The following is a 15,728-nucleotide window of genomic DNA, read 5'->3' on the forward strand; positions in this document are numbered from 1 at the left end:
GTGAGCCCCCAGGCACGAGGTGACCCATGGAAGAACAGGCCATGCTCGCGCGTGACCTCGTGCTGCGCGTCTGCGCCGGAGCGACCGAGTTCGACCCCCACTGGATCCGGGCCGACGGCAAGGTCACCACCCCCTTCCTGGTTCCCCGCGACCGCAACCTCATCCGCGCGGTCGTCGCCGCGGGCCGCGCCATGGGCGTGGACCGGCTCCTGGTGTGCCGGACCAGGCCCGAGTTCTCCTACGACCCCGTCACCGAGGTCCCCCTCGACACCGACACCCTCATCGACCTCATCCGCGGCTGGGGGCCCGCGCCCACCGACTTCCTGGTCTGCGTCGAGGACTTCTCCGCCGCCGTCCTGGTCACCGCGGACGAGCTCACCGTCGCGGCCGGTCCCGCCGACTTCGTCCGCGAACTCGTCGGCGCCGACATCCCCCAGGCCCGCAGCCACTTCGCCTCGCGCGCCCGACGGGAGGGCGGCCCGGTCCTCACCCGCGCCGCCCAGCTCTACCACTGCGCCGAGACCGGCGCGCGCCACGCCCGCGGCCCGCGCGGACCCGGCCCCGACCCGGCCGAACTCCTGGCCCGCAGCGCCGAACGCGCGCGGCAGCGCTCACCGCGTGCGGTCCGCTCCCTGCGGGCCCTGCGCGGGGCCTGGGGGTGGCTCATGGTGGCCGCGCTGCTCGTGGCGCCCCTGGCCGTCCCCGGTCTGGGCGCCGCGTTCCCGGCGCTGGCCGCCTCCTTCGTCCTGCTGTTCCAGCTGGCCCTGCTGGCCCGCTCGCGCACGGTCTCCTTCGCCTCGCTGCTGCGGGTGGCCGCGTTCGGCGCGCTGCTGCTGTGGCCGCTGGCGCTGGCCGAGTCCGCCGTCACCGGACTGCTGGGCGGCGACCCCTACGGCGTCCTCGGCTACACCTACGTCGCCGTGACCGTGGAGGAGGTCGGCAAGCTCCTCCCGCTGCTGCTCCTGGCCCTGGTGGCCCGCCGAAGGCTGCGCCGCCTGGCCGCGGTGGACTTCCTGCTGCTGGCCGCGGCCTCCGGAGCCGGGTTCCAGCTGGCCGAGCGCCTGCTCACGCAGGTGGCCCTCGGAGGGGCGGGCATGTCCGCCGGGACCGGCCTGTTCCTGCCCGGCGGCAGTACCGTCACCGACCCCGCGGGCACCGTGCTCGCGGTCTTCTCCGGCCACGCCGTCACCACCGGCCTGGTCGGCGCCGCGCTCGGCCTGGCGGTCGTCGGCCGCCGCTACGGGGCCTGGCTGTGGCTGCTGCCGCCGGTCGCGCTGACCCTGGCGTTCCTGGAGCACCTGAACCTGAACGCGCGGCTGGCCAACGCCCAGCTGCACCCGGCCTCCGACCTCGTGCACGGCCTCCTCGGCGGCGGGGTGCTCACCCCGTGGCTGCTGGTGCTGCTGTTGCTGTGCGCGGTGGCCATGGACTACCGGCTGATCGCGACCGCGGCCGAGTCCACGCCGCCGCTGCCCGGGCAGCCGCCGCTGGCCCGCCTGCGCCGCCGGGCGCGGGGGCGCTCGGTGGCCATGCGGGTCCGCGTGCCCGCCGACATCGCGCCGCTGTTCCGCAGGACGGCGCTGTCCTGGGTGGACCTGCCGATCACCCTGGCCACCACGGTGTCCACGATCGCCCACGAGCTGGCCGTCGCGGCCATCGCGGCGCGGCGCGGACCCTCGGTGCTCTGCGACACCTGGCGGTTCCTGCGCTGGCGGCGGGCGAACGCCATGGGCGAGGCCCGGTCGGCGGGGCGGCCCTGGCGCCATTACCCCTCACAGGAGGAACTGACCCGGCAGGCGCGCGAACTGGCGATGCGGCTGGGGCTGGCGGCCACCGGAGGGGTCACAGGGGCGATGGCGGCGATGGGCGCGGCGGCGATGGTGTTCGCCGCCGCGCCCGCGCCCGACCCGGCCGCGACCGGTGCGCCCGCCTACGCGTTCATGGCCCTGGACCGGATCCAGGGCTGGCTGGGCGACCTGAACGGTGTCGACGCGGTCTGGGCGGCCGTGGTGCTGGTCGCGGTGCTCACGCTGCTGCTGTCCGGGAACGGGGTGCCGCACGCACACCCGAGGATGCGCGAGTTCCTGCGCGCGCCGACCGCGAACACCGGGGCGATCCTCGGCATGCTCGCGCCCGGCCAGGTGGGATACGCGCTCCTGGGCTGGGCGGGGCTGCTGCTGCCCAGGCGCGTGAACCGGCTCCTCGTACGGTGACGGGCCCGGTTCCGGCCCTGGGTCCCTTCTCCCGGCTGTGTTGACCGCGAGCACCCGCCCCGCCGGTGCCTGCGAGGTCGGAGGCACCGGCGGGACGTGACGCCGGAGGGCCGTGTCAGCCTTGTGCGGGTACGCGGGCAGATCGACCGGCGGCGGCGCCGGGCTGGACCGCGGCCGCGCGCCCGCGCGGCTACGCGGACAGGGCGACCCCTGCTTCATGGGAGACGCGCGGAGTGCCAAAAAGCCGCGTCGGTGCCGCGCGGGTACTCGGGCGGGTCGGCCGCGGGGCCACGCGGCCCCGCGGAGCGGGGAACAGGGCCTCCGATGCCGTGGAGCCGGGCACGCGTCGCGAAGCGCTCGGGGGAGGTCCCCGCCGCGGTCAGACCGCGGTGACGCCCCTCGGCGGCTCGAAGGCGCGCACGGGCGGTACCTGCCCGGTGAACGGTTCGACGCGCACGCGCACCAGCTGACCCGTGCACCCCTGGCTCAACGCGGACGTCCCCACGTCCTCCGTCAGCGCGTTCGGGTTCCCGTGCGCGCACGTCACGTCCTCCGACGAGGGGTCGTACCAGGCCCCCGTGGACAGCTGCACGACCCCCGGCCGCAGCGCGTCGCTCACCACCACGCCCGCCAGGCACGAGCCCGTGGCGCTGGACACCCGCACCACGTCCCCGTCAGCCACACCGCAGGCCCGCGCCTCCTCAGGACGCATCCGCAACGGCGCCCTCCCGCGCACCTTCTGCGACATGCTGTGCGCGCCCATGTCCTGCTGGCTGTGCAACCTGCCGCTCGGCTGGTTCGCGATCAGCACCAGGGGGAACTCCCCGGACCGACCACCGGAGCCGTTCACCACGGGCGCCCCGGCTCCGGAACCCGCTGTCACCGACGCTCCGGCCCCAGGCACCGAGTCCGTCGCCACGGACTCCCCGGCACCGGCCCCAACCCCGGCCTGGGCACCGGAACCGGTCACCACCGGTTCCCCGGCTCCACGTCCTGAACCGGTCACCACCGGCCCCGCCAGCCACACCGGGTGCCCCGGGCAGTCCTCGTACCCGAACGACGCGATCGTCTCCGAGAACAGTTCGATCCGCCCGCTCGGCGTACGCAGGGCGTGGCCCTCCGGGTCGGCGCGGAACTCGCCCAGCAGCGCCTCGTCCTCCACCCGGCCGGGCATCTCCACCCGCCCGCGCTCCCAGAACTCCTCGAACTCCGGCACCTCCAGGCCCCGCCGCGCCACCAGCGACCGCCAGCGCCCGTACACCACGCGCATCCACTCGCCGCTCGTGCGCCCCTCGGTGAACTCCTCGCGCGCCCCCAGCCTCTCGGCCAGGTCGGCGTAGGTGTCGTACTCGTCGCGCGCCTGCCCGTGCGGCGCCACCGCGCGCGGCATCGCCCGCACGCTCAGGTCGCCCTGGCTCGCGGCCATGTCGTCGCGCTCCAGCACCGTCGTGGCCGGAAGCACGATGTCGGCGTGCCGCGCCGTCGCGGTCCAGTGCGTCTCGTTCACCACCACCGTCTCCGGCCGCCCGAACGCCTCGGTCAACCGCCTCAGGTCCTGGTGGTGGTGGAAGGGGTTGCCCCCGGCCCAGTACACCAGCCGGATGTCCGGGTACCGCCGCTCCTCGCCGTCGTGGTCGTAGCGCCCGCCCGGCTCCAGCAGCATGTCGGCCACCCGCGCCACCGGGATGAACGAGTCCACCGCGTTGTTGCCCTGCGGCATCCTCGGCAGCCCCAGCGGCGTCGCGCCGCCCCCGTAGTTGCCCATGGACCCGTAGCCGGACGCGAAGCCGCCGCCCGGCAGCCCCACCTGACCCAGGCAGCACGCCAGCGCCAGCCCGGCCCACAGCGGCTGCTCGCCGTACCGCGCCCGCTGCACCGACCACCCCACGTTGACCAGCGTGCGCCGCGCCGCCATCCGCCGCGCCAGCGACCGCAGCTCGTCGGCGGGGACCCCGCTGATCCGCTCGGCCCACTCCGGTGTCCGCGCGGTCCCGTCCGGGCCGCCCCGCTCGTCGCGCTCGCCCAGCACGTACGCGCGCAGCACGTCCGCGCCCACGGTGTAGCGGTCCAGGAAGGCGGTGTCGGCCAGGCCCTCCGTGAACAGCACGTGCATCAGCGCCAGCATCACCGCCGTGTCGGTCCCCGGGTTGAGGGAGACCCACTCGGCCTTGACGTCCTCGGGGGTGTCGTCCAGCAGCGGCGACACCGACACGAACTCCACCCCGGCCCCGGACGCCTCGCGCATCGCCGGACCGGCGGTCTGGGCGGCGCGCCCGCCCGAGGAGGTCCACGTGTTGGACACCCGCAGCCCGCCGAAGCTCACCAGCAGCTCGGTGTGCTCGCGGATCCGGGTCCACGACGGGGCCCGGTGCAGCAGCCGGTTCGCCGCCGGGACGCCGATGATCCGGGGGAAGAGCACCTCCACCGCGCCGTGGCTGTAGGTGGTGCGCGAGCGCGTGTACCCGCCGATCGAGTTGAGGAACCGGTGCAGCTGGCTCTGCGCGTGGTGGATCCGCCCCGCGCTGCCCCAGCCGTACGAACCGCCGTAGATCGCCGCGTTCCCGTACGCGCCGCGCACCCGGTCCAGCTCACCGGCGAGCAGGTCCAGCGCCGTGGACCACTCCACCTCGACGTAGGCGTCGTCGGGGTCCCCCCGGAGCGGGTCCGGGCCGGGGCCGTTTTCCAGCCAGCGCCGCCGCACCGCCGGACGCGCCACCCGCGAGGCGTGGTGCTGGGCGGCGGGGGTGTTGGCGATCACCGGGGACGGCGCCGGGTCGTCCGGGTCCGGGAGGGCCCCGACCACCCGGCCGTCCTCCACGACCACCCGGTAACTGCCCCAGTGGGCGCTGGTCGGATACGACGACGTGCCGGACATGCTCGTTTCCCCCCTGGATTCACCTGGGCCCCACCAGGGGCCCGAACTCACTCTATGCACCGCACGGTGCGATGATGGGCGGCGCGGTCCCGCCCGGAGGAGGCGGCCGATCCGGCCGGACGGCCGGTGCCGCGACCGCGCTCCCGCGCGGCCGACCGGCGCGGACCGCGCGCAGGCGGACGAGTGGAGCAGGGGGACGGACGGCGATGGGCGAACTCAGGTCGCGGCGGTCGGTACTCGCGGTGCCGGGGTCCAACCCCCGGTTCGTGGACAAGGCGCGGGGGCTGGACGCGGACGCCTTCTTCCTCGACCTGGAGGACGCGGTCGCGCCCCTGGAGAAGGACGCGGCCCGCCACGCCGTCGTCCGGGCGCTCAACGACGGCGGCTGGGACGGCAAGGTGCGGTCCGTCCGCGTGAACGACGTCACCACGGGGTGGGCCTACCGCGACGTCGTCACCGTCGTCGAGGGCGCCGGTGCCGAACTCGACGCCCTGGTCCTGCCCAAGGTCACCTCGGCCCGCGACGTCCAGTGGCTCGACACCCTCCTCACCCAGATCGAACGCGCCGTCGGGCTGGAGGTCGGCCGGATCGGCATCGAGGCGCAGATCGAGGACGCCCGCGGCCTGGTCGCCGTGGACGGGATCGCCGCCGCCTCGCCCCGCCTGGAGAGCCTCGTCTACGGGCCCGCCGACTTCATGGCCTCCATCAACATGAAGAGCCTGGTCGTCGGCGAGCAGCCGCCCGGCTACGACACCGGCGACGCCTACCACTACGTGCTCATGCGCATCCTCACCGCCGCCCGCGCCCACGGGCTCCAGGCCATCGACGGCCCCTACCTCCAGATCCGGGACGTGGACGCGTTCCGCCGCTCCGCCGGGCGCACGGCCGCCCTCGGCTTCGACGGCAAGTGGGTTCTGCACCCGCTCCAGGTGGAGGCCGCCAACGAGGTGTTCGCGCCCTCCCAGGAGGACTACGACCACGCCGAGCTGATCCTGGACGCCTACGCCCACGCCACCACCGTGGACCGGCGCGGCGCCGTCATGCTCGGCGAGGAGATGCTCGACGAGGCCTCCCGCAAGATGGCGCTCGTGGTCGCGGGCAAGGGGCGCGCGGCCGGGATGGACCGGACCCGCGCGTTCGACCCCGGGGCCTGAACCCGGACCCCGGCGGAGGGCGGGCTGAACCCCGTGCGGACCCGCCCGGGGCCGCACGGGCTCTGACCGGTGCGGAGTCTGACACGCGCCCCACCCCGCTCTTACCGCGCTCTCACCCTCATACGGAACCATGGGCGCCATGGAAGCCACCGCCACGGTCCTGGTCGCCGACGACGACCGCGCGATCAGGGACTCACTGGAACGCGCGCTCCAACTGGAGGGCTACAGGGTCAGGACGGTACCGGACGGGGTCCAGGCCCTCGCCGCCGTGCACGCCGACCCGGTCGACCTGCTCGTCCTCGACGTGATGATGCCGGGAGTGGACGGGCTCGGGGTGGCCCGCGTGCTGCGCGCCGAGCGCGACCGCACACCCATCCTCATGCTCACCGCGCGCGTGGAGACGCCGGACCGGGTGGCGGGGCTCGACGCGGGGGCCGACGACTACCTCGCCAAGCCCTTCGAGCTGGAGGAGCTCCTCGCCCGGCTGCGCGCCCTGCTGCGCCGGGCCGCGCCCTTCCCCGAGGAGGCCGCCGAGCAGGGCCCGCTGCGCGTCGGCGAGCTGTCCCTGGACCCGGCCTCCCGCCGGGTCTGGCGCGGCGACCGCGAGGTCGAGCTGTCCAAGACCGAGTTCGACCTGCTCGAACTCCTGGTGCGCAACGCCGGGATCGTCCTGGACCACTCCACCATCTACGACCGCATCTGGGGCTACGACTTCGGCCCCGAGTCCAAGAACCTCGCCGTCTACATCAGCTACCTGCGCCGCAAGCTGGAGGACGGCGGGCCGCCGCTGATCCAGACCGTGCGCGGGGTCGGCTACACGCTCCGGCCGCAGGGTTGAGACCCGTGCGACCCGAAGACGACACCCCGCGGGGACCCGGACACGGAACCCCGCACGGTTCTGGAGCCGCGACCGGCCTCAGGGCCCTGGTGTCCGCCGCGCGCACCGCCGTCCCGAGGTGGCGCCGGACGCTCCTCCAGCCGGGCGACTGGCGGCTGGGCACCCGCTTCGCGGTGATCTTCGCGCTGGTCGCCGCCGTCGTCATCGCCCTGGTCGGCACCCTCGCCTACACCACCGCCGCCGCGCTCATCCGCTCCGACGCCCGCACCGAGTTCGAGAGCACCGTCACCGCCCTGTCCGACCAGCTCGTCGACTACCACCAGCAGGGACAGGGGGGCTCCGCCGGTCCCGGCCCGTTCCTGCCCAGCGACAAGTTCCAGCTCCAGCTCCTCGAACCCGACGGCAGCAGGACGGTCAACATCGCCGACCCGTCCGAGATCATCCTGTTCGCACCGTCGCAGAGGGACCTGGAGGTCGCCGAGGAGGCGCGGCCCGGCATCGTCGACATGCGCGAGCAGGCCATCGGCGGCCAGGAGTACCGGCTGGCCACGGTCTCCCTCGGCGACGGCGCCGGGGCCCTCCAGCTCCTCCAGCGCCTGTCCCCGACCGAGCTGATGATCGACCGGCTGGCCACGCAGATCCTGTGGGTGGGCCTGTTCGTCGCCCTGTGCGCGGCCGCCGCGGGCTGGCTGGTGGGCCACCGCACCACCGGCCGTCTGGTGCGCCTCACCGAGGCGGCCGAGTACGTCAGCTCCACCGGACGGCTCGACCCCGTGGACCCCGGCCGGAGCGGCGAGAGCCGCGAGGAGGACGTCGGCCGCGACGAGGTCGGCCGCCTCACCAGCGCGTTCAACGCCATGCTCGCCCGGCTGGCCCGTTCCAAGGACGAGCAGCGCCGCCTCGTCCAGGACGCCGCGCACGAACTCCGCACCCCGCTGACCAGCCTGTACACCAACGTGCAGGTGCTCGACAGGGTGGACCGGCTCAGCCCGGAGGCGCGCGCCGGCCTCATCGAGGACCTGCGCGGCGAGACCCGCGAACTCACCGCGCTGGTCAACGAACTGGTCGGCCTGGCCACCGGCGACCACGAGGACGAGCAGATGAGCGCCGTCCCCCTCGCCGGGATCGCCGAGAAGGTCGCCAAGCGCACCCGCCGCCGCACCGGCCGCGACATCGTCGTGGACGCCGACGACAGCGTCGTGTGGGGCCGCCCCGGCTCCCTGGAGCGCGCTGTCTCCAACCCGGTCGAGAACTCCGCCAAGTTCGACCCCGAGGGCACCGCGCCCATCGAGATCCGCGTGCGCGCGGGGGCGGTGGAGGTCCTGGACCGGGGGCCCGGCATCGACCCGGCCGAACTCGACCACGTCTTCGAACGCTTCTACCGGGCCGCCGTCGCCCGCGGCCTGCCCGGTTCGGGGCTCGGCCTGTCCATGGTCAGGGAGATCGCGCAGGCGCACGGGGGCGGGGTGTTCGCCCGCAACAGGGAGGGCGGCGGCGCCGTCATCGGCTTCCACCTGCCGCTGTTCACACCGCCGCGGGACGAGGAGCCGAAGGCGCGGGGGTGAGCGCCGCACCGGCCCCGGCGCCGACCCCCGCACCGGCGGACGCCTCGCGGTAGATCCGCTCGAACCGCTCCAGCGAGTCCTCCAGCCGGTGCAGCTCGGCCATGCCGCGGCTGCGCGCGCCCATCCCCAGCCGTCGGCCCTCGTCGGCGACCACCGACTCCAGCCGGGCGGCCAGCGCCCCCGAACTGCCGGGCGGGTACAGGTACCCGTTGCCGCCCTCCTCCACCAGGTGCGGCAGCGCCATGGCGTCCGCCGCCACCACCGGCAGGCCGCTCGCCATCGCCTCCAGGGTGGCGATGCTCTGGAGTTCGGCGGTCCCGGCGATGGCCCACACGTCCGCGCACCGGTACACGTCGGGCAGGTCGGCGTGCGGCACGAAGCCCAGGAACACCACCCGGTCGGCCGCGCCGACCTCCGCCGCCAGCTCCTCCAGCCGCGCCCGGTGCGCGCCGTGCCCGGCCAGCACGAGCTGCACACCGTCGGTCAGGGCCACCGCGCGCACGAGTTCGTCCACGCGCTTCTCCTCGTCCAGCCGCCCCACGAACAGCACCGTCCTGCGGTCCGGCACGCCCAGCCGGGCGCGCAGCCGCCGCCGGGTGGCCGCGCCGCCGTCCAGCGGGCTGAACCGGTCCAGGTCGATCCCGCACGAGACCGGTTCGACCGGCCGGGTGAACCCCTGGTCGACCAGCAGCCGCGCCGCCGCCGGGGTGGGCGTGGTCACGTGCTCGGCCCTGGACAGCACCGCGCCCAGGTCCCACCAGGCCAGCCGGGCCGCGTGCGGGCGCAGCGGCGCGGGCACGTGCACGTAGTCGAAGAGGTTCTCCGGCATGAAGTGGTTGGTGGCCACCACGGGCACGCCGCGGGCGTGCGCGGCGGCGGCCAGCATCCGGCCGACGAGGAAGTGGTTCTGGATGTGGACGGCGTCCGGGCGCAGCCGGTCCAGGAGCCGGTCCAGGTGGCCGCGCACGCCCAGCGGGACCGCGAGCCGCACGCTGTCGTGGACCAGGGAGGACACCGAGCGCAGCCGGTGCTCGACCACCCCGCCGCGTTCCGCCGTGTACGGGGCGCCCTCGGGGGAGGGGCACACCACGTGCACGCGCGCGCCGCGCGCGGCCAGACCGCGGGCGAGGCGGGCGGTGAAGTACGCGGCGCCGTTCACGTCGGGGGGATAGGTGTCGGTACCGATCAGGACCCGGGTGCGGCGCGTCGCGCCGACGGCGGGCCGGGGCGGTGCCGCCACCGCGGGGGAGGCGAAGGACGTGGACATGACCTGATCTCCTTTGTCGGGTCGCCGCGTACGCCCGAGTGTGGGTCACCCGCGTTGACCCCCGCCGACCTCTCGGTGACCGCGGGGCGACCGCTCGGTGGCACGCGGCGCGGGAGAGGGAACCCCCGTGCTCCCTCCGCCTACCCACAAGTCCGGCCGCGCCGACAGGCGGCGGCCCGCGGTCCGCACGCCCGGGGCCCGCCGTGCCTTCGGGGCGTGACCGCCTCGTCCGCCGCCGCGCATGCGTCGGACGGTTCCGGGCCCGCGGTGCCCGCGGGCCGTGACCGCGGCTTCCGCCGCACACACGACGGGCGGCCCCGGACCCGAGGGTCCGAGGCCGCCCGTGCGGGAAACGGGGCCGCTCCCGTCAGTTCCCGCCCTCCTCGTTCTGGGCCGCCTCCACGCTCTGCTCCCCGAGCGTCACCGTGACCTCCTCCTCGGAACCGCTGCCGCCGTCGGGGACGATCCCCAGGGTGACCTCCTCGCCGGGCTGGCGGGTCCGGATCTGCGCGATCAGCTCGTCCGGCGTGGACACCTGCTCGCCGTCCACGGACACCACCACGTCACCGGCCTGGAGTCCGGCCTCGGCGGCCGCGCCGCCCTCGGTGACCTCCACGATCTCCGCGCCGCCGACGCGGGAGTTGGTGATGGTCGCCTCGATCGCCGGGTAGCTCGCGCTGCCGTCCTCGACCAGCTGCTCCGCGATGGGGCGGACCTGGTTGATCGGGATGGCGAAGCCCAGCCCGACCGAGCCGCTGTCCTGCGAGACGCCCGCGATCGCGGTGTTGATCCCGATGACCTCGCCGTTCATGTTCACCAGCGGGCCGCCCGAGTTGCCGGGGTTGATCGCCGCGTCCGTCTGGATCGCGTTGATGACCGTGGAGGTCTGCCCGGACTGCCCGGTGTTCACCGGACGGTTCAGCGCGCTGACCACACCCGTGGTCACCGTGCCCGACAGCCCCAGCGGGGAACCGATCGCGACCACCTCGGCGCCCACACCGACCTGCTCGGAGTCGCCGAGGGTGGCCGGGGTGAGGCCGTTGCGCCCCTCCGCCTGGATCACCGCGATGTCGGAGACCGGGTCCGAGCCCATGACCTCGGCGCGCGCGGAGCTGCCGTCGTTGAACAGCACCTCGATCGGACCGCCCTCGGCGGCGGCCACGACGTGCGCGTTGGTGAGGATCTGGCCGTCGGAGGAGATGACCACACCGCTGCCGCCGCCGTTGGCGGTGCGGATGGACACCACGCTCGGCAGGACCGTGTCGGCGACCTCGCCCACCTCGCCCTCGGTCTGGGTGCTCTCCTGCTCCTGGTTGAGGGAGCTGATCGGCCCGCTCAAGCCGTTGGGGAACAGGTAGGCGGTGCCCAGGGCCGTCATCGGGCCCACGATGAGGCTCGTGACCAGGGCGGTGATCGCGGCGACGGTCACGATCCTGCCGGAGCCGCGCTTCCTGCCGTTGCCCTGCGGGGGCACCGACCCGGGGAAGGCGCCGCCGAAGGGGGGCTGCCCGCCGTGGCCGCCGTGATCCCCGGGGCCGCCGGGGCCGCCGGGGCCGCCCGCCCCGAACGCGCCGCCGTCACCGTACGGCGGCTGCCCGTGCCCGACCGGCCCGTGGGGGCCGTTCTGCCCGCCGTGCGGGGGAGCGGGGTGGTGGGCGGAGAACTGCTCGTGCTGGCCGCCGGCGGCGCCGTAGCCGCCCCCGGGCGGCGGGAAGGTGTAGGAGGCGTGCTCCGGGTCGTTGGGACCGGTGGCCCACCTCGGCGGCTGCCCGGGCGGGGAGAAGGTCGGCCCCGCCCCCGCGGGGCCGGTCTCCGGCCGCCCGTACCGCTCTGCCCCCGGGTACCCGGCCTGCTGGGACGGGAAGCCCTCACCCGTCTGCCCGGCCGCCGCGTACCCGCCGCTCCGCTCGGCACCGGGGTACCCGCCGGACGGCATCTGACCGGGCTGTTCGCCGCTCTGCCACACGCCGGTGTACCCGCCGGGCTCGTGCGGCGCGGGCCGCTCCACGTGCCCGCCCGTCTCCCCGGCCCCGGGTTCCCCACCGGTTCCCTGCGCCTCGGAGTCCCCGAAGGACCGCTGGGGCCCGGCGTGCTCGGCTCCGTGGGTCCGGTCGTCCTGTCCGGCGGGGACACCCCCGTGCTCCCCGCCGGACGCGCCACGGACGTCGGTGCCGTCAGCCGTGGAGGAGCCCCCCTCGTGCGGGCCGGAGGGCCCCGCCTGGTCGGCGGGCTCGGCGGGACGGTGCTCGGGAAGCCCGTTCCCGGCCGCCGCACCGGGCTCGGTACCTGCACTCGGTTCGTTGGGGTTCAACTCATCCTCCGGCTGACGGGACGATGTTCAGTGACGTGTTCCATCATGCGACGCATGGGTTAGAACAGGGTGAGAGCGCGATATGCCGGGGTTTCGAGTCCTTCCGCCCCCGCCGTGCCCCGGCCCGGTCCGCGTCGGCGGTCCCGTGGTCCAGCGCGGTCGGGCCGGGCCGCCCGTGACTGGCCCCGACGTCCGTGAGAGCATCCCAACCCCCGACGTCGCGACCCGACACGTCGCCCGTTACCCCGGCGCGCTCCCCGTAGGCGCCGTATGCACCACAATGTCCGAAACGATATCGTGCCGAAGCCAAAGCGAGACACCGGAGAAGAGCCGACCTTGATCAAGATCGTGCTGGCCGATGACGAACACCTCGTGCGGGGGGCCATCGCCGCCCTCCTCGGCCTGGAGGACGACCTGGAGGTCGTCGCCGAGGTCGGCCGGGGCGACGAGGTGGTCGACGCCGTCCTGCGGCACGGCGCCGCGATCGCCGTCCTGGACATCGAGATGCCCGGCGCCACCGGGCTGGAGGTGGCCGCGCGGCTGCGGACGGACGCCCCCGACTGCGGCGTCGTCATCCTCACCAGCTTCGGCCGTCCCGGCTACCTGCGCCGCGCCCTGTCCTCCGGCGCGCGCGGCTTCCTGGCCAAGGACGCCCCCGTCGACCAGCTCGCGGGTGCCATCCGCCGCGTGCACGGGGGCGGGCGCTACATCGACACCGACCTGGCCGCCGCCGCGATGGTCGGCGGCGAGAGCCCGCTCACCGACCGCGAGACCGAGGTGCTGCGCGCCGCCTCCGACGGCGCCACCGTCGCCAGGATCGCCGCCTCCCTCCACCTGACCGAGGGCACCGTGCGCAACTACCTCTCCAACGCCATCGGCAAGACCGGCGCCGACAACCGCATGTCCGCCATCCGCACCGCCCAGGACATGGGCTGGCTGTAGGCACCGAAGGTCCAAGAAACGCTGCCTAGAGGAAGCGCAGCACCAGCATCGCGGTGTCGTCGCTGCGCCCTCCCGGGGCGTACTCCTCCAGCTCCCGGTCGATGCGGCTGATCACCGCCTGGGCGGTCAGCCCCGCGCAGCCGGAGAAGATCTCCATCAGCCCCTCGTCGCCGAGCATGTCCGTGTTGCTGCGCCGCTCGGTCACGCCGTCGGTCACCGCCAGCACCACCTCGCCGGGGCGGATGTCCACGTTCTCGGTCGTGAACCCCACGTCCTCGAACGCGCCCAGCAGCGGCTGCGAGGCCCCGAACGGCAGCACCTCGCCCTTCTGGTTCAGCCGCAGCGGCAGCGGGTGCCCGGCCGAGACCATCCGCAGCCGCATCCCGCCCCCGCCGTCCGTGGCCGGGGTCATCTCCCCGTACAGCATCGTCAGGAACCGGGTCGAGGTGTTCTCGTCCAGGATCGCCATGTTCAGCCGCTGCATGATGTGCGAGGGCGTGAACCCCTCCTTGGCCAGCGCCCGCAGCGTGTGCCGCGCCAGGCCGGTCACGGCCGCCGCCTCCGGGCCCGTGCCGCACACGTCGCCGATGGCGAAGCACCACCGGCCGCTCGCCGCGAACACGTCGTAGAAGTCCCCGCCCACCACGTTGCGCTCGTCGGCCGGACGGTAGAACACCGCGTGGTCCACGTTCGGGATCACCGGCTCCTTCTCCTTGGCCGGCAGCAGGCTGCGCTGGAGGGCGTCGCTCATCGCGGCCTGCTTCTCGTGCAGCCGCGCGTTCTCCATCGCCGACGCCACCCGGCTGCTCAGGTCGTCGGCGACATCCACCTCCTCGCGGGTGAAGTCGTCGGACTCGTTCTTGCCGATCGTCATCCGCCCCAGCGCGCGCCCGTGCGCCACCAGCGGGACGCAGATCGCCGGACCGCTCGCCAGCTCCCGGACGAGCTGCTCGTCCAGCCCCTCCTTGGCCAGCTCGGCCGGGGACCACAGCGGCTGCGGCTCCCTCTGCTCGTGCGGCGGCAGCCCCGTCAGCAGCGCGCGCAGGATGTCGTTGTAGTTCTCGTCGCTGTGCACCACGTGCGTCAGCTGCGAGACGCCCATCTCGTTGATCGTCTCGATGGCGCACCACCGGCCCAGCCGCGAGGTGATCAGCTGCGCCGCCAGCGCGCCCGTCATCCGCTCGTCCAGCGTGCCCGCGAGCAGGTCGCTGGCCTCGGCCAGGAAGCTCAGCGAGGCCCGCCTGCTCAGCTCCACCTCGGCCAGCCTGGCCCGCTCCACCGGCAGCGCGATCAGGTTCGCGCCCTCCTGGAGCCGTTTGGCCGCCGACGCCCCGAAGTGCCGGGCCCGCCGGGAGGCCACCCCCAGCAGGCCGACCACCCGGCCGTCCACGATGAGCGGCGCCGTGACCAGCGAACGCATCCCCGCGCGCGACAGGCGCCCCCGGCTGGCGCGGGCGATCATCAGGTCGTCGTTGATCACCGCGCCCGGCTCCGGCGCCGACGACGGGAAGATCTCCTCCGTGCGCACGCGCAGCGGCCGCCACGGGGCGCCGCCCGGGGTCAGCCCGACCGCGGCGCGCACCTCCCACATGGTCTCGTCGGACGTGGCCAGCGTGATGTAGGCCGCGTCCGCGCCCAGCGCCGTGGCCGAGTGCTCCACGGTGCGCTCCAGCAGCTGCGGCAGGGACAGCCGCGAGCCCAGGGCGGAGTCCAGCGCCGACCACGGGGCGGGGCGCCCGGGACGGGAGGGGCTCTTGCGCACCGGCGGGGACTCCAGGGAGGCGCGCTCCCCCGACTCGTCCTCGATCCGGAACCACACGGCCTTGTCGTTGCGCCCGTAGCTCACGCCCCAGCTCGACGCGATCGCCGAGGCCAGGGCCAGCCCCAGACCGCCGGTGCGCCCGTTCTCCCGGGACGGGGAGGTGTCCACGGACAGGGGCCCGGCCTGCGGGACGGCGCGTTCGGGCACGGAGTCGGTGACCATCACCTCTGTCGCCCCCTCCGACCGGCGCACGGTCACGTCCAGGGACGAGCGCGCGTGGATGACGGCGTTGGTGACCAGCTCGCTCACCAGCAGGATCACGTCGTCGGAGGGGTCGGTCACACCCCAGGAAAGGAGGGTGTCGTGAACGAACTCGCGGGCCGCCGCCGCGGTCTCCGGGGCGGGCGGGAACTCTCGTCGAGCGACCTTCGACGCGTCGTGTGCTGGCAAGCCGTCGGTGTCCTTCGTCACTGGGTGCGTGCGCGGGGGGCGGTGGTCACTGCCACGATACGCGTGCCGGGGTGACCGGTGCCGCGCGAACCGTCACTTCCGCCCACCGGTCCGCGCGCCCGGGGCCGAGGCGGACCGGCCCGCCTCCGCACGCGTCGGCCGGGGGGCAACATCACCAAGCCTCCTGTGCGGGGCGCCCCGGCCGGTTAGTGTAAGTCGACACATGCGCTTCTTTCGGGTGGTACCTCTCGCCGGTAGCGTGACGGGGTGTCACCAGGGGGCCGACGCGGCGGACACCGCGTGGCCCCCCTGTCCCGTGCGCGCTCCGCGGGCCGACCCGCCCGCGGGCGC

Annotated in this window: 9 protein-coding genes; 5 read left to right on the plus strand and 4 right to left on the minus strand. The window is 74.8% G+C overall.

Annotated features, from left to right (window positions below):
* Positions 1-26 precede the first annotated feature (26 nt).
* Complete coding sequence (locus tag ACSTA4_RS03880; RefSeq protein ID WP_444962441.1) at positions 27-2,213, plus strand: PrsW family intramembrane metalloprotease; 2,187 nt, start codon at positions 27-29, stop codon at positions 2,211-2,213.
* Between the two features lie 379 nt (positions 2,214-2,592).
* On the opposite strand, the gene ACSTA4_RS03885 is transcribed toward ACSTA4_RS03880, so the two are convergent.
* Entirely contained in the window at positions 2,593-5,088 is a 2,496-nt protein-coding gene (locus tag ACSTA4_RS03885; RefSeq protein WP_444962442.1) for a molybdopterin-dependent oxidoreductase, read from the minus strand.
* Positions 5,089-5,294: 206 nt separating this feature from the next.
* Between ACSTA4_RS03885 and ACSTA4_RS03890 the strand changes: the two genes are divergently transcribed.
* From ACSTA4_RS03890 to ACSTA4_RS03900, 3 genes are all read left to right on the plus strand, one after another.
* On the plus strand, positions 5,295-6,242 hold the full coding sequence (locus ACSTA4_RS03890) for an HpcH/HpaI aldolase/citrate lyase family protein (protein ID WP_444962443.1): 948 nt from the start codon (positions 5,295-5,297) through the stop codon (positions 6,240-6,242).
* 139 nt (positions 6,243-6,381) lie between these two features.
* Positions 6,382-7,080, plus strand: a complete 699-nt coding sequence (locus ACSTA4_RS03895; protein WP_248773501.1) for a response regulator transcription factor — start codon at positions 6,382-6,384, stop codon at positions 7,078-7,080.
* 89 nt (positions 7,081-7,169) lie between these two features.
* Complete coding sequence (locus tag ACSTA4_RS03900; protein WP_444964090.1) at positions 7,170-8,645, plus strand: HAMP domain-containing sensor histidine kinase; 1,476 nt, start codon at positions 7,170-7,172, stop codon at positions 8,643-8,645.
* Here the strand turns inward: ACSTA4_RS03900 and ACSTA4_RS03905 are convergent.
* Positions 8,605-9,912 carry a glycosyltransferase gene (locus ACSTA4_RS03905; RefSeq protein ID WP_444962444.1) on the minus strand — a complete coding sequence of 436 codons (1,308 nt, stop codon included), beginning with the start codon at positions 9,910-9,912 and terminating at the stop codon, positions 8,605-8,607. The genes ACSTA4_RS03900 and ACSTA4_RS03905 overlap by 41 nt on opposite strands.
* A 367-nt stretch (positions 9,913-10,279) precedes the next feature.
* Positions 10,280-12,223 (minus strand): trypsin-like peptidase domain-containing protein, encoded by a 1,944-nt coding sequence (locus ACSTA4_RS03910; RefSeq protein ID WP_444962445.1) that lies wholly within the window; start codon positions 12,221-12,223, stop codon positions 10,280-10,282.
* Between the two features lie 336 nt (positions 12,224-12,559).
* Here ACSTA4_RS03910 and ACSTA4_RS03915 point away from each other — a divergent pair, with 336 nt between their 5' ends.
* Positions 12,560-13,165, plus strand: coding sequence for a response regulator transcription factor (locus ACSTA4_RS03915; protein ID WP_047869745.1), 606 nt, complete (start codon positions 12,560-12,562; stop codon positions 13,163-13,165).
* 25 nt (positions 13,166-13,190) lie between these two features.
* Here the strand turns inward: ACSTA4_RS03915 and ACSTA4_RS03920 are convergent, their stop codons facing one another.
* Entirely contained in the window at positions 13,191-15,377 is a 2,187-nt protein-coding gene (locus ACSTA4_RS03920; RefSeq protein WP_444962446.1) for a SpoIIE family protein phosphatase, read from the minus strand.
* Between the last annotated feature and the right edge of the window lie 351 nt (positions 15,378-15,728).

This window comes from Nocardiopsis sp. M1B1 (assembly GCF_052466615.1).